At 56.1% G+C, this 18,436-nt stretch carries 16 protein-coding genes; 9 read left to right on the top strand and 7 right to left on the bottom strand.

Features of this window, described 5'->3' with window-relative positions:
- Positions 1-133: 133 nt before the first annotated feature.
- Positions 134-1,198 carry an AI-2E family transporter gene (locus tag ACQG2G_RS15725; RefSeq protein ID WP_013098230.1) on the top strand — a complete coding sequence of 355 codons (1,065 nt, stop codon included), beginning with the start codon at positions 134-136 and terminating at the stop codon, positions 1,196-1,198.
- 127 nt (positions 1,199-1,325) lie between these two features.
- Here ACQG2G_RS15725 and bcp read toward each other — a convergent pair whose 3' ends face one another.
- A complete protein-coding gene (gene bcp / locus ACQG2G_RS15720) occupies positions 1,326-1,796 on the bottom strand; it encodes a thioredoxin-dependent thiol peroxidase (RefSeq protein ID WP_013098229.1) in 471 nt (156 codons plus the stop codon).
- Complete coding sequence (locus ACQG2G_RS15715; RefSeq protein ID WP_013098228.1) at positions 1,796-2,365, bottom strand: glycine cleavage system transcriptional repressor; 570 nt, start codon at positions 2,363-2,365, stop codon at positions 1,796-1,798. The genes bcp and ACQG2G_RS15715 overlap by 1 nt, the downstream gene beginning before the upstream one ends.
- A 145-nt stretch (positions 2,366-2,510) precedes the next feature.
- Here ACQG2G_RS15715 and dapA point away from each other — a divergent pair, with 145 nt between their 5' ends.
- The 6 genes from dapA (at position 2,511) to ypfH (ending at position 8,994) form a co-directional block, all read left to right on the top strand.
- Entirely contained in the window at positions 2,511-3,389 is an 879-nt protein-coding gene (gene dapA / locus ACQG2G_RS15710) for a 4-hydroxy-tetrahydrodipicolinate synthase (protein ID WP_013098227.1), read from the top strand.
- Positions 3,390-3,405: 16 nt separating this feature from the next.
- Complete coding sequence (gene bamC / locus ACQG2G_RS15705) at positions 3,406-4,440, top strand: outer membrane protein assembly factor BamC (protein ID WP_013098226.1); 1,035 nt, start codon at positions 3,406-3,408, stop codon at positions 4,438-4,440.
- A gap of 109 nt (positions 4,441-4,549) precedes the next feature.
- Positions 4,550-5,263, top strand: coding sequence for a phosphoribosylaminoimidazolesuccinocarboxamide synthase (purC, locus tag ACQG2G_RS15700; protein WP_008501631.1), 714 nt, complete (start codon positions 4,550-4,552; stop codon positions 5,261-5,263).
- 119 nt (positions 5,264-5,382) lie between these two features.
- Positions 5,383-6,252: a KPN_02809 family neutral zinc metallopeptidase gene (gene ypfJ, locus ACQG2G_RS15695; RefSeq protein WP_061772735.1), complete on the top strand. Its 870-nt coding sequence runs from the start codon at positions 5,383-5,385 to the stop codon at positions 6,250-6,252.
- Positions 6,252-8,225 (top strand): tRNA(Met) cytidine acetyltransferase TmcA, encoded by a 1,974-nt coding sequence (locus tag ACQG2G_RS15690; protein WP_061772736.1) that lies wholly within the window; start codon positions 6,252-6,254, stop codon positions 8,223-8,225. Before ypfJ ends, ACQG2G_RS15690 begins: the two co-directional genes overlap by 1 nt.
- A 73-nt stretch (positions 8,226-8,298) precedes the next feature.
- Entirely contained in the window at positions 8,299-8,994 is a 696-nt protein-coding gene (gene ypfH / locus ACQG2G_RS15685) for an esterase (RefSeq protein ID WP_013098223.1), read from the top strand.
- Between the two features lie 91 nt (positions 8,995-9,085).
- Here the strand turns inward: ypfH and ACQG2G_RS15680 are convergent, their stop codons facing one another.
- Genes ACQG2G_RS15680 through ACQG2G_RS15670 form a run of 3 tightly spaced genes read right to left on the bottom strand, consistent with a single transcriptional unit; the run spans position 9,086 to position 10,796 of the window.
- On the bottom strand, positions 9,086-9,283 hold the full coding sequence (locus tag ACQG2G_RS15680; protein WP_013098222.1) for a YpfN family protein: 198 nt from the start codon (positions 9,281-9,283) through the stop codon (positions 9,086-9,088).
- Between the two features lie 24 nt (positions 9,284-9,307).
- Positions 9,308-10,435 (bottom strand): succinyl-diaminopimelate desuccinylase, encoded by a 1,128-nt coding sequence (gene dapE / locus ACQG2G_RS15675; protein ID WP_061771880.1) that lies wholly within the window; start codon positions 10,433-10,435, stop codon positions 9,308-9,310.
- A gap of 10 nt (positions 10,436-10,445) precedes the next feature.
- Positions 10,446-10,796, bottom strand: coding sequence for an ArsC family reductase (locus ACQG2G_RS15670; RefSeq protein ID WP_061771879.1), 351 nt, complete (start codon positions 10,794-10,796; stop codon positions 10,446-10,448).
- A gap of 387 nt (positions 10,797-11,183) precedes the next feature.
- Here ACQG2G_RS15670 and ypfM point away from each other — a divergent pair, with 387 nt between their 5' ends.
- A complete protein-coding gene (ypfM, locus tag ACQG2G_RS15665; protein WP_015572204.1) occupies positions 11,184-11,243 on the top strand; it encodes a protein YpfM in 60 nt (19 codons plus the stop codon).
- A 109-nt stretch (positions 11,244-11,352) separates the two neighbouring features.
- On the opposite strand, the gene acrD is transcribed toward ypfM, so the two are convergent.
- Together acrD and narQ are read right to left on the bottom strand one after the other, a co-directional pair.
- Positions 11,353-14,466 (bottom strand): multidrug efflux RND transporter permease AcrD, encoded by a 3,114-nt coding sequence (acrD, locus tag ACQG2G_RS15660; protein ID WP_061771878.1) that lies wholly within the window; start codon positions 14,464-14,466, stop codon positions 11,353-11,355.
- 146 nt (positions 14,467-14,612) lie between these two features.
- Complete coding sequence (gene narQ / locus ACQG2G_RS15655; RefSeq protein ID WP_058679511.1) at positions 14,613-16,301, bottom strand: nitrate/nitrite two-component system sensor histidine kinase NarQ; 1,689 nt, start codon at positions 16,299-16,301, stop codon at positions 14,613-14,615.
- A gap of 152 nt (positions 16,302-16,453) precedes the next feature.
- Here narQ and aegA point away from each other — a divergent pair, with 152 nt between their 5' ends.
- Positions 16,454-18,430, top strand: coding sequence for a formate-dependent uric acid utilization protein AegA (aegA, locus tag ACQG2G_RS15650; RefSeq protein ID WP_061771877.1), 1,977 nt, complete (start codon positions 16,454-16,456; stop codon positions 18,428-18,430).
- Positions 18,431-18,436: the final 6 nt, after the last annotated feature.

Below are 18,436 nucleotides of genomic sequence, written 5' to 3'. Positions count from 1 at the left end.
GTGGCATGAAGAAAATCCCATTCATCAGGCTTTTGCGGATTGTGACAGCGATACAAAAAGCGAAAGTCTTTTTTGTGACAGTTAGATACAATTCACTTTCTGACTCCCGTCATTCGATTCAGGGAAGGGTTGTATGCTCGAAATGTTAATGCAGTGGTACCGGCGCCGGTTTAGCGACCCGGAAGCCATTGCTTTGCTGGTTATTCTGGTTGCCGGGTTCGGTATTCTGTTCTTCTTCAGCGGCCTTCTGGCGCCACTGCTGGTGGCGATTGTGCTGGCCTATCTGCTGGAGTGGCCAACCGCGCGGCTGGAGAATATCGGCTGCTCCCGACGCTGGGCGACCAGCATCGTGCTGGTGCTGTTTGTTGGCATTCTGCTGTTGATGGCGTTTGTGGTCATGCCCGTCGCCTGGCAGCAGGGGATCAACCTGATCCGCGATATGCCCGGCATGTTAAATAAGCTTTCTGATTTTGCCGCCACGCTGCCGCGTCGTTATCCGGCGCTGATGGACGCGGGGATCATCGATGCGATGGCCGAAAACATGCGCGCCCGCATCATGACCATGGGCGATTCGGTGGTGAAATACTCCCTGGCGTCGCTGGTTGGGCTCCTTACGCTCGCCGTCTACCTGGTGCTGGTACCGTTGATGGTGTTCTTCCTGGTGAAGGACAAAGACCAGATGCTCAACGCCGTGCGGCGTATTCTGCCGCGTAATCGCGGGCTGGCCGGGCAGGTGTGGGAAGAGATGAACCAGCAGATCACCAACTACATTCGCGGCAAAGTGCTGGAGATGATTGTGGTTGGGGTCGCGACCTGGATTGGCTTCCTGATCTTCGGGCTTAACTACTCGCTGCTGCTGGCGGTGCTGGTGGGGCTGTCGGTCCTTATTCCGTATATTGGCGCTTTTGTGGTCACCATTCCGGTTGTTGGGGTCGCGCTGTTCCAGTTTGGCCTGGGCACCGAGTTCTGGAGTTGCTTCGCGGTGTACCTGATTATTCAGGCCCTGGATGGCAACCTGCTGGTGCCGGTGCTGTTCTCAGAAGCAGTGAATCTCCATCCGCTGGTGATTATCTTATCGGTGGTGATTTTCGGCGGGCTGTGGGGATTCTGGGGCGTGTTCTTTGCCATTCCGCTGGCGACGCTGATTAAAGCCGTCGTCCATGCATGGCCGGATGTGCCAGCGGTGGAGGAGAAGTAGTTTTTGTGCGGCCTGATGCCCTTCTCCCACGGGGAGAGGGGGAAAACACTAAAAACGGCAACCAGGTTGCCGTTTTGCATTTATCTTGTAGGTCGGGTAAGGCGAAGCCGCCAACCGACACTCACTTTCAGGCACTTTGTTTCAGCCAGTTCAGCACCACGTCGTGGTGGTTGCTGGTTTTGAAGTCGTCAAAGACATGTTCCACTTTACCGTCAGCGTCAATCAGGAAGCTGATGCGGTGAATGCCGTCATAGGTTTTGCCCATAAACGTCTTCTCGCCCCAGACGCCGAACTGCTCACAGACCTGATGATCTTCGTCGGAAAGCAGCGTGAAGTTCAGCAGCTCTTTTTCAGCAAATCGTGACAGCTTTTCTGGCTTATCGGTGCTGATGCCCAGCACTTCCACGCCGGCTTTTTTCAACTCGTCCATGTTGTCGCGTAAGCCGCAGGCCTGCACGGTGCAGCCCGGGGTCATGGCTTTCGGGTAGAAATAGACCAGAACACGCTGTCCCTGGAAGTCGGTCAAATTTACTTGCTCACCATCCTGATCCGGTAAGCTAAATTTCGGTGCGATGTCACCGGCTTTCAGTGGGTTCATTACTCAACTCCATCCTGTTCATGCTGCGAATAATTTACGACGCTTATACTGCCTTGCGCGTGTAATTCTGTACAGAGGGCTTTGAACGCTTGCTCGATATTTGACGCATCCTGTGATGCAGGACTGTGGGCGGTGATTTGAATAAAGAGGGTAGGAACGGCACTCTCATCAGCCGGTTGTGTGCGGGAAACCAGCTCGGCAATGTTCATCTGATGGCTGTCAAACAGCGCGGTAAAACGCTCGATCAGATGAGGGGAATCAGGAACTTCAACCTGTACCCAGACGGTGGCAGGCATGGCCGGACGCGGACGCGCATTGGTGCGTTTCATCACGATCAGCAAATCCAGCTCCGCGCCTTTCAGCGGCAGGGTAGATTCGATAAGCGTGATGGCGTTCCATGTCCCGGACAGCAGCATAATAAACGTGAACTCTTCGCCCAGCATCGCCAGACGGCTGTCCTCGATATTACAGCCGCAGCTGCTCACGTGGCGGGTAATGGTGTTCACGATACCCGGCCTGTCAGCACCCAGCGCAGTGATAACCAGGTAATGTTGTGATGAGGTTGTCAAACCTGTTCTTCCTTTGCGTGGTTAAGTCTTCCTAAGGAAAGCATAAAAAAAACATGCATACAACCGCCTGAGGGCCTCAGGTCGCTTGCTTTTATTACAGTTCCAAACGTACCATTGAGGCTCTTGTTCGCACAGAGGATGGCTCATGTTCACGGGAAGTATTGTCGCGCTTGTAACACCGATGGATGAAAAAGGTAATGTCTGCCGGTCAAGCATGAAGAAGCTGATTGATTACCATGTCGCCAATGGAACCTCGGCGATCGTTTCGGTAGGGACTACCGGTGAATCTGCAACGCTGAGCCACGAAGAGCACGGCGATGTGGTGATGTTGACCCTCGAACTGGCTGACGGACGTATTCCGGTCATCGCGGGAACGGGCGCGAATGCAACCGCAGAAGCGATCAGCCTGACCCAACGTTTTAACGACAGCGGCGTTGTTGGCTGTCTGACGGTCACCCCTTACTACAACCGTCCTACTCAGGAAGGTTTGTTCCAGCATTTCAAAGCCATCGCTGAACATACTGACTTGCCACAAATTCTGTATAATGTGCCGTCCCGTACTGGCTGCGATATGCTGCCGGAAACCGTTGGTCGTCTCTCGAAAGTAAAAAATATTATCGGGATTAAAGAGGCGACAGGGAACTTAAGCCGCGTTCATCAGATCAAAGAGCTGGTTTCAGACGACTTTATCCTGTTGAGCGGTGACGATGCGACCGCGCTGGACTTCATGCAGCTCGGTGGTCATGGCGTGATCTCCGTAACGTCGAACGTTGCGGCCCGCGATATGGCGGAAATGTGCAAGCTGGCGGCGGCAGGTCACTTTGATGAAGCCCGTCTCATTAATAAACGTCTGATGCCGTTGCACAATAAATTATTTGTCGAACCCAATCCGATCCCGGTGAAATGGGCATGTAAGGAGTTGGGACTTGTAGCAACCGATACGCTGCGTCTGCCAATGACACCGATTACCGACCACGGTCGTGAAATCGTCACTGCAGCGCTGAAGCATGCCGGTTTGCTGTAAAGTTTAGGGAGATTTGATGGCTTATTCAGTACAGAAGTCGCGCCTGGCGAAGGTTGCGAGTGTTTCGCTTGTTATGCTGCTCGCTGCCTGTAGTTCAGACTCGCGCTACAAGCGCCAGGTGAGCGGTGATGAATCCTATCTGGATGCGACCCCGCTTGCTGAACTTCATGCACCGGCTGGCATGATCCTGCCGATTCAGAACGGCGATTATAATATCCCCGTGACCAACGGCAGCGGCCCGGTGGGCAAAGCGCTTGATATTCGTCCGCCAGCACAGCCACTGGCGCTGGTGAGCGGGGCGCGCACCCAGTTTACCGGTGATACCGCGTCTCTGATGGTGGAAAGCGCACGTGGCAGCACGCTGTGGCCACAGGTGGTGAGCGTCATTCAGTCGAAGAACTACACGATTGACAAGCGTGATGACGCCAGCCAGACGTTAACCACCGACTGGATCGAGTGGAACCGTCTGGATGAAGACCAGCAGTACCGTGGTCGTTATCAAGTCTCCGTTAAACCGCAGGGCTATCAGCAGGCGGTTACCGTTAAGCTGTTGAACCTGGAGCAGGCGGGTAAACCGGTGGCGGATGCTGCCTCTATGCAGCGTTACAGCACTGAAATGCTGAACGTGATTGCGGCGGGTCTGGATAAGAACGCCACAGACGCGGCTAACGCCTCACAGAACCGCAACGGCATGACGTTTGATGTCCAGAGCGGCGCGGATGATACCGGCCTGCCAATGCTGGTTGTTCGTGCGCCATTCAACCAGACCTGGCAGCGCCTGCCAGCGACGCTGGAGAAAGTGGGCATGAAAGTGACCGACAGCACGCGTTCAACCGGTAGCATAACCGCAACGTATAAGCCGCTGTCCGACAGCGCATGGCAGGAGCTGGGCGCACGCGATCCACAACTCGCTTCCGGCGACTACAAGATTCAGGTAGGCGACCTTGATAACCGCAGTAGCCTGCAGTTTATCGATCCGAAAGGTCACACGCTGACCCAGTCGCAGAACGATGCGCTGGTCGCGGTCTTCCAGGCTGCATTCAGCAAATAAATACGAGGGCTGGTGAATCCAGCCCTTTTTATTTTCGTGCTACGCAAACGTGTGCGTGGCATAATATGCCCAGTTTTGAACACAAATCATCACACCAGGAGTAATCAAGATGCAGAAGCAAGCTGAGTTGTATCGTGGCAAAGCGAAGACCGTATACAGCACGGAAAACCCGGATCTGTTGGTGCTCGAGTTCCGCAATGATACGTCAGCAGGGGATGGCGCACGCATTGAGCAGTTCGATCGTAAAGGCATGGTGAACAACAAGTTCAACCACTTCATTATGACCAAACTGGCCGAAGCGGGTATCCCGACTCAGATGGAAGCGTTGCTGTCCGATACGGAATGTCTGGTGAAAAAACTGGATATGGTTCCGGTTGAGTGCGTCATTCGTAACCGTGCCGCGGGCTCCCTGGTGAAGCGTCTGGGCATTGAGGAAGGCATCGAGCTGAATCCACCGCTGTTCGATCTGTTCCTGAAAAACGACGCCATGCACGATCCGATGGTCAATGACTCCTACTGTGAAACCTTCGGCTGGGTGAACAAAGAGAACCTGGCGCGCATGAAAGAGCTGACCTACAAAGCCAACGACGTGCTGAAAAAACTGTTTGATGATGCTGGCCTGATCCTCGTCGACTTCAAGCTGGAGTTCGGTCTGTTCAAAGGCGAAGTGGTACTCGGCGACGAGTTCTCACCGGACGGCAGCCGTCTGTGGGACAAAGAAACGCTGGATAAAATGGATAAAGACCGTTTCCGTCAGAGCCTGGGTGGCCTGATTGAAGCGTACGAAGCAGTGGCTCACCGTTTAGGCGTTAAGCTCGACTAACTCCCTCATCGCCAAAGGATGTTCATATCCTTTGGCGTCTTACCTTTGTTTCCTATGGTAATCTTGCCGTTAACCGCCTACGATCATAGCTATTATTAATGGAATAGTTCGAGGTAGTTATGCGCTGGCAAGGGCGTCGTGAAAGTGACAATGTAGAAGACAGACGTGGTGATAGCGGTGGCGGCCCTTCCATGGGTGGCCCCGGTTTCCGTTTACCCAGCGGAAAAGGCGGAATCATTCTGCTGATTGTGGTGCTGGTTGCGGGTTACTACGGGGTCGATCTCACCGGGTTAATGACCGGTCAGCCGCTGCAGCAACAGCAGCAATCTCAGCGCTCCATCAACCCAAATGAAGATGAAGCGGCCAAATTTACCTCCGTTATTCTCGCGACCACTGAAGACTCGTGGAGCCAGCAGTTTGAGAAAATGGGGCGCAGCTACCAACAGCCGAAGCTGGTGATGTACCGTGGTGCGACCCGCACTGGCTGCGGCACCGGACAGTCGGTGATGGGGCCGTTCTACTGTCCGGCAGACAGCACCGTCTATATCGATCTCTCTTTTTATGATGACATGAAACGCAAACTCGGTGCCGACGGTGATTTTGCTCAGGGCTACGTGATTGCGCATGAAGTGGGGCATCACGTGCAAAAATTGCTGGGCATTGAGCCTAAGGTTCGCCAGCTTCAGCAAAACGCCTCGCAGGCGGAGGTCAATCGCCTTTCCGTGCGTATGGAGCTGCAGGCGGACTGCTTCGCGGGCGTCTGGGGTAACAGCATGCAGAAGCAGGGCGTGCTGGAATCTGGCGACCTGGAAGAGGCGTTAAATGCCGCAGAGGCCATTGGTGACGACCGTCTCCAGCAGCAGAGCCAGGGCCGGGTTGTGCCGGACAGCTTCACTCACGGGACGTCAGAACAACGTTACACCTGGTTTAAACGCGGTTTTGACAGCGGTGACCCGGCGCAGTGCAATACCTTCGGTAAAGCCATGTAATGGTGGCGTTTGACCAACTGATTAGCCAGCTTGAGCGCACCGGCCAGCGTCGGCTGGTGGTGCTCAGCGGTGATGCGCAGTGGTCCCTGGCGCAGGCCGGGGCGCTGCGTGATACGCTTTCCGGGGATTGGGTGTGGCTGGATGAAAACCCTTCCCGGGAGATAAGCGGGCTGCTGGGGCGCGAGTTCCGGCATGCTGTTTTTGATGCCCGCGTCGGGTTTGATGTCTCAGCCTTTGCCGCCCTGAGCGGAACGCTGCGTGCCGGGAGCCTGCTGGTGCTGTTGGCTCCCCCGCTTGCGGTGTGGGCAGACACGCCCGACAGTGATTCCCTGCGCTGGAGCGACAGCGCGGAACCCATTCCCACGCCGAATTTCATTCGCCACTTTTGTCAGACGATTACCCGCGATCCCGATGCAATCGTCTGGCAGCAAAACCAGCCGTTAACCCTTCCTCCATTTCCTGATACCCCTGACTGGCAACCCGCTAACGGTGCACCCCAGCGCGAGCAGGCGGAGATCCTGCAGGCACTTCGTGCAATGCCGAAAGGCGTTGCGGCCGTTACCGCCCCGCGCGGGCGGGGAAAATCGGCGCTTGCCGGCATGCTGCTGAACAGCATTGAGGGCAGAGCAGTTGTCACCGCACCGGCAAAGGGAGCAACGGAGGTCATCGCACGGTTTGCGGGTGAACATTTTCACTTTATGGCACCGGATGCGCTGCTGGCCTCCTCACACCATGCCGACTGGCTGATTGTCGATGAGGCGGCGGCCATACCCGGCCCTGTGCTGGAGAAGCTGGTTGCGCGCTTTCCACGGGTACTGTTAACCACGACGGTACAAGGGTATGAAGGAACCGGAAGAGGGTTTTTGCTTAAATTCTGCGCGCAGTTCAGCGCCCTGCAGCGTTATACCTTATCCACCCCCGTTCGCTGGGCTGCGGGATGTCCGCTTGAGCGGGTGGTCGCCAGCGCACTGCTGTTTGACGACACGCTCATCGACCAGCAGCCGAAAGGAGAGGTGCAACTGACCTCTCTGGCCCCCGACGCATGGGAGCACACGCCTGCATTCGCCGCGAGTGTCTACGAGCTGCTTTGTGCGGCCCATTACCGTACCTCGCCGTTGGATCTGCGTCGTATGATGGACGCCCCCGGTCAGCACGTTGCCGTCGCGCAAACGGACCCGGTCATTGCGGGCGCGCTGTGGCTGGTAGACGAAGGCGGGTTAAGCCCGGCGCTAAGTCGCGCAGTATGGGCGGGTTTTCGTCGACCGCGCGGCAATCTTGTCGCGCAGTCTCTGGCCGCGCATGGTGGCACGCCTCTGGCAGCAACGCTGAAAGGTCGACGGATCACGCGCATCGCTGTTCACCCTCACCGGCAACGGGAAGGGATCGGCCGGGCGCTCATCCGCGAGGCCTGCGGGGAGGATTATCTCTCGGTGAGCTTTGGCTTTACCGACGCGCTGTGGCATTTCTGGCAGCAGTGCGGCTTTGAGCTGGTACGGATAGGCAGCCACCGCGAAGCCAGCAGCGGCTGCTATACCGCAATGGCATTATTGCCGCAAAGTGAGGCGGGGCATCGTCTGTGTGAACAGGCCCGGCTGCGCCTGCATCGCGATGCGCGCGTCTTATCATTGTGGAATGGCGAAAAGATCCCGGTGGCAGATGAGTGGGAAGCTACCCTTAATAGTGACGACTGGCTGGAGCTGGCAGGCTTTGCCTTTGCACACCGGCCCTTTGCTACGTCCGTTGCCGCATTGACGCGTTTGCTGCTCGCCGTCGATCTGCCGCTTCCGGCCCTGCGCGGTAAAATTGAGGCACGAAGAGAGGACGCTGCGCTCAGTGATGAACTGTCGCTCACCGGGCGAAAAGCGGTGCTGGCAAGATTACGCGCTGAAACGGCGCAGACCCTTGAATGTCTTGATAAAGCACGCAGTCAGCAGCTCAAAAGCGACATATTGCAATGGCAATTTTTTCAATGACTTCTTCAGTAAAGTGGCATGGTCATTCCCCCCGCAAGGCGTAGAATCCAGGTCATCAATTAAGGAGACCGCCATGAAACACGATCATTTTGTTGTTCAAAGCCCCGACAAACCGGCTAAACAGTTACTGCTGCTGTTTCATGGCGTTGGCGATAACGCCGTCAATATGGGAGAGATTGGTCGCTGGTTTGCACCTGTTTTTCCTGAGGCGCTGATTGTCAGCATCGGCGGCGTGGAGCCGTGTGGCCCAGACGGACGGCAGTGGTTCTCCGTTCAGGGCGTGACGGAAGAGAACCGTCAGGCGCGCATTGATGCCATTATGCCGGTCTTTATCGAAACCGTGCGTTACTGGCAGCAGCAGAGCGGCGTCGGTGCCGACGCGACCGCGCTGATTGGCTTTTCACAGGGGTCAATTATGTCGCTGGAGAGCGTGAAAGCAGAGCCGGGTCTGGCTTCGCGCGTGATTGCCTTTAACGGCCGTTTCGCGACGCTACCGACGAGCGCGACCACGCAGACAACGATCCACTTGATCCACGGTGGCGAAGACCGGGTGATTGAGCTTTCGCATGCCGTAGCTGCCCAGGAAGCCCTGATCCGGGAAGGCGGGGATGTGACGCTGGATATCGTTGACGATCTGGGTCATGCGATTGACGATCGCAGCATGCAGTTTGCGCTCGACCATCTGCGCTATACCGTACCGAAGCACTACTTTGATGAAGCGCTCAGCGGCGGTAAGCCGGACGATGATGATATTGTTGAATTTATGTGATTATTTCCCCTCACCCTAACCCTCTCCCCTAAGGGGAGAGGGAACATGGCACCCCTCGCCCCTCTGGGGAGAGGGGCTGGGGGGGAGGGGATTACTTCTTCTGGTCTTTCTTCGGCCAGTCGTCGTCGTCATCCCACTTGTCGTTAAAATCACGATGAGGCGGAAGATCCGGCTTGTTGGCGAGGAATTTTTTATGGTCAACGCGCTTAAGATCTTTAATCACGTTAAGCAATACGCCTACCAGAAACACTAACACCAGAATCCACCAGTACTTTGCAAGCCAATCCATTCGCTATTCCTCTCAGAGCGCTCGTCAGGCGACGATTTGCTCCATAATACGTTGATACATACGGGCCAGCAGTTGTAAATCCGCGGCATTTACACACTCATTGATTTTATGAATGGTCGCGTTCACTGGCCCCAGTTCGACAACCTGAGCTCCCATGCGGGCGATAAAGCGTCCGTCTGAGGTGCCACCCGTCGTCAGCAGTTGTGGCTTAATTTCATTATAGTGCTCGATGGCGTTCACCACCGCATCCACCAGTTTGCCACGCTGTGTCAGGAACGGCTGGCCGGAAAGCCACCAGTCCACAGTGTAACGCAGCTGATATTTTTCCAGCAGGGCGATAACGCGCGCTTTGATCATCTCATCGGTCAGCTCGGTACTGAAACGGAAGTTAAACTGAACGAAACAATCGCCCGGGATCACGTTGTTGCTGCCGGTTCCGGCCTTCACGTTCGCAATCTGCATGCTGGTTGGCGGGAAGAACTCATTGCCTTTGTCCCACTCAATGCTCACCAGTTCACTCAGCATCGGCGCTGCGCGGTGAACTGGGTTATCGGCCAGATGCGGGTACGCCACGTGTCCCTGTACGCCGTGAAGGGTCAGGTTACAGGTTAACGAACCGCGGCGGCCATTTTTCACCACATCGCCCACCACCTCGGTGCTGGACGGCTCGCCGACCAGACAGTAGTCCAGACGCTCGTTGCGGGCCATCAGGGCCTCAACTACCTTGACGGTGCCGTTATGGGCGCTGGCTTCTTCATCAGAGGTAATGAGAAACGCGAGACGGTTTTTATGGTTCGGGTGCTGGGCGACAAAGCGCTCAGCCGCCACAACCATTGCCGCCAGGGAGCCTTTCATGTCTGCGGCGCCGCGGCCAAAGAGCATGCCATCGCGGATGGTTGGTTCAAACGGAGGGTTGATCCAGCGGTCCGCATCACCTGCGGGAACCACGTCGGTATGCCCGGCAAAGGCCAGCGTTTCGCCCTGGCCACGCCACGCCCAGAAATTCTGGGTGTCGCCAAAATCCATACGCTCCACGGTAAAACCGATGGCACGCAGGCGCTCAATCATTAATGCCTGACAACCTGCGTCGTCCGGGCTAAGGGAAGGACGGCGAATAAGCTGCTGAGTCAGCTCAATGACCGGGCATGACATAAACTACACCTCAACGAAAAAAGTCGGAATAAAGGGTTTCACTGAAACCCAGCAGCATAGGCTGCCCGGGCGCGCAGAGCAATGGGCGTTTGATGATTGCTGGCATTTCAAGCATCAGATTTGCTGCGCTGTTGGCATCCTTGATGCTGGCACGCAGTGATTCGTCCAGCTTGCGCCAGGTCGTGCCGCGGGTGTTCAGCAGCGCGTCCCACCCCAGTTCGTTAATGGCGGTATGCAGAAATTCTGCATCAAGCCCATCGGCACGGTAATCGTGGAAGCGGTACTCGACGTTGTTAGCTTCGAGCCAGCGACGGGCTTTTTTGATCGTGTCACAATTTTTAATGCCATACATGATAATCATGTTGAATCCTTTTGTTCTTATGACCATTAAATGTTCAGTAAATTCGAAGATATATCCTTAAACGGAATATAACACATTCAGAAACGCTCCGGATTAACACCTCTTTTTAATTCAACTCACACCTGTACGCTGAATATTCTTTCATCATTTAAGCATAGATGTCCATCAGGTATAAATTGCCTGTAAACTCAGCGGGTAAAATAAAACTCACCCGTGCGTAGGGTTATTTCAAAATATTGCTGGCCGTCACACAAAATTTAAGGTTCTCCGTTCATATTTATCATAAATCCAGCGCGCAGACGGGGTACAATCACAGCAATCGGTTAAATTGTCTTCACAATGATGATACGTTTTCGTAGAATGCGCATAATAATAAGAGAGGTTGTTATGATTGAACGTGAACTGGGGAACTGGAAAGATTTTATCGAAGGCATGCTTCGTAAATGACATTCAGTAAGAATTGCAAGAGCACTTAAATAAGTAAAATAACCATAGTGTGAATTAATCGCACAGTAAAAAGGCGGCCTACTGAGCCGCCTTTTTTATTTTCACTATCTTATTCAGGCCGTTCCTTGAGCGGGAAGCGGCGGCGCACCAGCACGAAGAACAGCGGCACAAAATAAATGGCCAGGATTGTGGCTGAAATCATTCCTCCCATGACGCCTGTACCTACCGCATGCTGGCTGCTGGAGCCTGCGCCTGAGCTGGTTGCCATTGGTAACACCCCGAAGACAAACGCCAGCGAGGTCATCAGGATTGGACGTAAGCGCTGACGGCAGGCATGCAGCGTGGAAGCCATCAGCTCATGGCCTTTCGCATTCATCTCATTGGCAAACTCAACAATCAGAATGGCGTTTTTTGCCGACAACCCAATCACGGTGAGCAGCCCCACCTGGAAGTAAACGTCGTTCTCCAGACCGCGCATCCAGGTGGCGAGCAGCGCGCCGATCACGCCAAGCGGCACCACCAGCATGACCGAGAACGGGACTGACCAGCTTTCATACAGCGCCGCAAGACAGAGGAAGACCACCAGCAGCGAAAGCGCGTAAAGCGCGGGAGCCTGCGCCCCAGAGAGCCGCTCCTGATAAGACATGGCCGTCCACTGCAGACCAAAGCCAGCGGGCAGCTGTTGCACCAGCTTTTCCATGGTGTCCATCGCCGTACCGGTGCTGACGCCCGGCGCGGCTTCACCGACGATCTCAACGGCGGAATAGCCGTTATAGCGCTCCAGACGCGGAGAACCGCTCTCCCAGTGCGAGGAAGCGAAGGCGGAGAACGGCACCATGCCGCCCGCATTGTTGCGGACATACCAGAGGTTAATATCGTCCGGCAGCATGCGGTATGGCGCGGCGGATTGCACATACACTTTTTTAACGCGACCGCGATCCATAAAGTCATTCACATAGCTTGAACCCCACGCCGTTTGCAGGGTGTCGTTGATGTCGTCGATGGAAACGCCCAGCGCCTGCGCCTTACGCTGATCAATATCCACCTGCAGCTGCGGGCTGTCATCCAGACCGTTGTGACGGACGCGGGTCAGACCCGGATCTTTACCGGCCAGCTCTAACAGCTTGTCGCGTGCCGCCATCAGCGCCGTGTGGCCCGCACCGGCATGGTCCTGCAACTCCATGTCAAACCCGGCAGAACTGCCGAGACCGCTGATAGCCGGTGGGCTGCTGGCAAAAACGCGAGCCTCTTTGATACGGGAGAAGGCCTTGGTCGCGCGTTCGATAATGGCAAACGAGGTGCCCGTTTTCGTATCGCGTGCGTCCCAGTCTTTCAGGCGCACAAACATACGCGCAACGTTCTGCCCGTTCCCGCCCGGGCCGGAGCCGACGGTGGAGAAGACCGACACCACGTTATCTTTTTCTTTGGTAAAGAAGTACTGCTCCACCTTCTGAACTACCTTCAGCGTTTGCTGCTGCGTTGACCCGCTCGGGAGCTGCACCGAAGTGATGAACATCCCCCGGTCTTCCTGCGGCAGGAACGAAGTCGGCAGATGCAGGAACAGCCACACCATACCGCCCAACAGCACAACGTAAATCATCATCCAGCGCAGGCTGCGGTGCAGCACCTTGCCGACGGCGGTTTCATAACGCGCAGCACTGCGGTTGAACATGCGGTTAAACCAGCCAAAGAAGCCCTTCTGACCGTGCTGCTCCCCTTTATGTAGCGGTTTGAGGAGGGTGGCGCAGAGGGCAGGCGTGAGGATCAGCGCCACCAGCACCGAGAGCACCATTGCGGAGACGATGGTGATTGAAAACTGACGATAAATGGCGCCGGTTGTGCCGCCGAAAAACGCCATCGGGATAAAGACCGCCGAGAGCACCATCGCGATGCCAACTAACGCCCCCTGAATTTGTCCCATCGATTTACGCGTGGCCTGACGCGGGGAAAGCCCTTCCTCGCTCATGATGCGCTCGACGTTTTCGACCACCACGATGGCATCGTCCACCAGCAGGCCAATCGCCAGCACCATTGCAAACATCGTCAGGGTGTTAATGCTGTAACCAAACGCGTAAAGCACCGCGAAGGTACCCAGCAGCACCACCGGAACGGCAATGGTCGGGATCAGCGTTGCGCGGAAGTTTTGCAGGAACAGGTACATGACCAGGAAGACCAGCGCGATCGCTTCCAGCAGCGTTTTCACCACATCTTCAATAGAGGCTTTAACGAAGGAGGTGGTTTCGTAGGCGACTTTGTATTCCAGCCCGTGGGGAAAATAGTGCGACAGCTCATCCAGACGATCCAGCACCAGCTGCGCGGTGGCCATTTCATTGGCCCCGGAGGCCAGTTTTACCCCCAGACCGGAGGCCGGGTTACCGTTAAAGCGGCTGAGATAATCATATTTCTCTGCCCCCATTTCTACCGTGGCGACATCGCCCAGGCGGACCTCTGAACCATCCTGATTTACGCGCAGGGTAATGTTGCGAAACTGCTCCGGGGTCTGAAGCAGCGACTGTGAGTTAATGGTGGCATTCAACGCTTGTTTATCGACAGAGGGCGTTCCCCCCAGTTGTCCCACAGCAATCTGGGCGTTCTGGGATTTAATGGCATCCGTCACGTCGGTTGCCGTCATCTGGAAGCTGTTCAGCTTATTCGGATCAAGCCAGATACGCATTGAATACTGAGAGCCGTAAGCATCGATATCACCGACGCCGTTAATACGGCTGAGGGGATCCTGAATATTACTGGCGACGTAGTCCGCAATGTCCTGCTTATCCATGGAGCCGTCGGTAGAGACAAACGCAATAGTCAGGATGTTGGTGTCACCGGTTTTACGTACGGTAACCCCCTGATTCTGCACCGCCTGAGGCAGTTTACGCATCGCCGACTGCAGCTGGTTTTGCACCTGCTGTACGGCTTCGTCCGGATCCGTACCGGCGGTAAAGCTCAGGGTGACGGTCGCCTGGCCCGTGGCGCTACTCTGCGAGGACATGTACATCAGGTTATCCAGACCCGTCATGTTCTGCTCGATAACCTGCGTGACGGTATTTTCCAGCGTTTGTGCTGAAGCTCCGGGGTAATTTGCCGTGACGCGCACGTTTGGTGGTGCCAGGTCGGGATATTGCTCAACAGGAAGTGAAGTAATGGCCAGGACACCTGTCAGACACAACAGTATGGCAAGTACCCAGGCAAAAATGGGGCGATCGATAAAAAAATTCGCCATGAAAATGAGACCTCGTTTTGCTGCACGTCATTATTGTTTATTGCCCGCATCACTTTAGCGGCAAGACGAAGACCAAACGTGGAGAAATAAAGGAGATAGTGTAAATTATCATGCGCTTTTCTCTGCGCTTCACCTTTTACCGTTATTTACCTCCCGGCCCCGTTTGTTGGGAAGATCACGCTCACCAGCGTCCCCCCGTTTTGCGGCTGGGAAAAGTGCAGCGTTCCGCCGAGTCGCGCCGCGCGTTCGCGCATAATATTCAGCCCGTAATGCCCCGGCGGCTCGCTGGCTTCGCCAATCCCGATACCGTTATCGCGAATGCTGACGCTGTGGGTGCCGTCAGCAGACGTCACGCAGCTGACGGTTATCTCGCTGGCCTGGGCGTGCTTCATCGCATTCAACACCGCTTCACGCACGATCTGCAGCAAATGCACCTGTTTCTGGGCATCCAGCGCCAGCGAGGAGAGGCGGCAGTCGAGGTGCAGCTTTGCCTGCGTCTGGCTCTGTAACCCGTCCAGTGACTCCTGTAGGGCCGCGGGCAGATTGGCATGGTTAAGCGTCAGGCGGAAGGTGGTAAGCAGCTCGCGCAATTGATGCCAGGCGTTGTTAAGCTCGCGGGAAAAGTCGGTGATAATGGTCTGCGCCGGGGCATTTTCCTGCGGGATAGCGCGTTTCAGCAGTGCCAGCTGAATACGTAAATACGACAGTACCTGCGCCAGGGAATCGTGCAGCTCGCGGGCGATCGTCGCGCGTTCTTCCATCAGCAGCAACTGCTGGTAGTGCTTTTGCGCCTGGTTGAAATACAGTCCGCGTCCGAGCATTGTCGCCACGCTTTCCATCAGCGGCAGAGGAACGTGGCCCGTCTCGCTTTGCCAGCGTAATTCCCCGTACAGGGTATCCTGCATCAGCACGGGCAGCGTTTGGACAGGGCTCCCGTTTGATTCGATACCCTCACTGAGCCGCCAGTCGTCGCTGGTGCGCAACTCCAGGTAGTTCATCTGCGTGTACTCATGCACTATCTGCAAAATATGCCGGAAACAGTGGCTGTCTATCTGGCCGGTATTCAGTGCCTGAGAGCATTTAAACAGCATCTCGAGTTGCTGATGCGCCTCATTCAGATGCTGCGTCTTTTCCGCTACGGAGTGTTCAAGCGAGCGATACAGCGTATGCAGCTCGGCAGACATGTGGTTGAACGCCCGGGAAAGTTGGCCCAGCTCGTTTGGCAGCGCGGTATCCGGTGCAGGCGTATCGAATTGCCCCCGCTCAATGCGCTCGCTGGCCGCCACCAGATTATTCAGCGGTAACACCACCTGGCGGCGGATGCGTCGCAGGGTAAAGATCGTCAGGATCAGGATGCCCATCCCGCCCGCCAGGGAGATCAGAATCACCGCCCGGATTTTATGTTCGGTGTAGTGCTGAAGGGCGAGCACAAAGGCGTCAATCCGGCCGACAAAGTCTTCAATGTGGGCCTGATACCACCCGATATCGCCGCGAGCGATGTGGTTGTCCATCTCCTGCCATGCCAGATGCAGTTGCTGATAGCGCGCCTTAACATCGTCCGGCACGTACCAGCGGCTCAGCTTCTGTAGCGCAGGGGCGCTCAGCGTCTGCTGCCAGCTCTCGCGATGCGCCGCCAGGGCGTCGCTGTTGCGTTGCATCTCATAGCCCAGACGGTAGCTCTGCATTCGCAGGGAACCGGCAATATTGATGGCTTCTGCATCCCGCTGGCTGCTGGCAAGCGTGAACAGTGCGACGGTGCTGGTCAGAACGGACAGCACGATAATGGAAATGAAAGCCCGGGCCAGGCTTCCGGAAACGGGTCGTTTAACGGTCACAGAACAGCTTCCTGAAAAAAATTGATCTGCCACAGGTTCACTGGAGATAGTTCGGCTTCCTGGGCATTTGTACATTGCCTGATAGCGCCGCCGTGGGTAAATACAATATTCCTATAAAGAATAAGGTTATTGAACCAAAAACAGGTGTCGTTATGAATCGTTTTATTATGGCCAACAGCCAGCAGTGTATAGGGTGCCGTGCGTGCGAAGTGGCCTGCGTGATGGCGCACAACGATGAACAACACGTGCTGAGCGAACGCCATTTTCATCCCCGCATCACTGTCCTGAAATCTGGCGCGAAGAGCACGCCTGTAACCTGCCACCATTGCGAAAATGCGCCCTGCGCACAGAGCTGCCCTAACGGGGCCATCAGCAAATGCGATGACAGCGTACAGGTGAATCAACAAAAATGCATTGGCTGTAAAGCCTGCGTGGTTGCCTGTCCGTTCGGCACGATGGAGATCGTTGTTACGCCTCTCGACAAGGGCAACGTAAAAGCCTCGGCGCATAAATGCGATCTTTGCCACACGCGCCCACAGGGCCCGGCCTGCATCGAAAATTGTCCGGCACAGGTGCTTACCCTGGCGACGCCCGCCGTGCTGAATCACCTGGCGAAAACCCGCCGCCAGCGCACCGCCCGTCAGGAGGCGCAGCCCTGGCACGGCGAGGCGGTAAGGCCAGACCTGCCGCACACCCGCCTTGAGCAGATGAGAAACACACCGCGACGCGGGGAGCCGGATAAACTCGCCGCGAGAGCACGCGTCAGCCATTTTCAGGAGATCTACCTGCCGTTTCGGGCAGAGCAGGCCGCGCGTGAGGCATCGCGCTGCCTGAAGTGCGGCGAACACAGCATTTGTGAATGGACCTGTCCGCTGCACAACCATATCCCCCAGTGGATTGAACGCGTTAAAGCGGGGGATATCGCCGGGGCGGTTGAGCTTTCACACCAGACCAACTGTTTACCTGAAATTACCGGCCGCGTCTGTCCGCAGGACCGATTATGTGAAGGCGCTTGCACCGTGCGTGATATCTCAGGCGCGGTGACCATTGGCAACATCGAGCGCTATATCTCTGACCAGGCGCTGGCGATGGGCTGGAAGCCGGATCTGAGCGGCGTGACGCCGGTTGATAAACGTGTGGCGGTGATCGGCGCGGGGCCTGCGGGGCTTGCCTGTGCCGACGTGCTGGCGCGCAGCGGTGTCAGCGTCACGGTCTATGACCGGCACCCGGAGATTGGCGGCTTGCTGACGTTTGGTATCCCGGCCTTTAAGCTCGATAAATCGCTGCTCGCACGGCGCAGGGAGATATTCACGGCCATGGGGATCCAGTTCGTTCTGAACTGCGACGTCGGACAGGATGTGCTGATGTCACAGCTGCAACGCGAATACGACGCCCTGTTTATTGGCGTGGGAACCTATCGTTCCATGAAAGCGGGTATCGCGCATGAAGATGCGCCCGGCGTCTATGACGCGTTACCTTTCCTGGTGGCAAACACCCGCCACGTGATGGGGCTTGAGGCAACAACCAAAGAGCCATTTATCGATACCCGGGGGCTGAACGTGGTGGTGCTCGGCGGGGGCGATACCGCCATGGACTGTGTCCGCACCGCGTTACGTCACGGTGCGGCGAAGGTAACCTGTGCCTACCGCCGGGATGAAGCCAATATGCCGGGCTCGAAAAAAGAGGTGAAGAATGCGAAGGAAGAGGGCGCCGCGTTTGAGTTTAACGTTCAGCCCGTGGAGTTAACTCTGGCACCTGACGGACAGGTCAACGGCATTCGCATGCTGCGTACCGAACTCGGCGAACCGGATGCTCAGGGCCGTCGACGGCCGGTACCGATAGCGGGGAGCGAATTTGTGATGCCTGCGGATGCGGTGATCATGGCATTTGGTTTCAATCCACACGAGATGCCGTGGCTGCAGGCGCAGGGCGTGGAGACGGATAGCTGGGGACGAATTATCGCCTCGGTGGAGAGCCGCTATCGCTATCAGACCTCTAACCCGCAAATTTTCGCAGGCGGTGACGCCGTACGCGGCGCAGATTTAGTGGTCACCGCCATGGCGGAAGGGCGACATGCTGCGCAGGGTATCCTCGACTGGCTGGGCGTCAGCGCGTTAAAAACGCATTAAATCGGG

This window comes from Enterobacter cloacae complex sp. 382A5, assembly GCF_050031095.1.
GTDB lineage: Bacteria > Pseudomonadota > Gammaproteobacteria > Enterobacterales > Enterobacteriaceae > Enterobacter > Enterobacter cloacae.
This window is presented reverse-complemented; position numbering and strand designations above follow the sequence as displayed.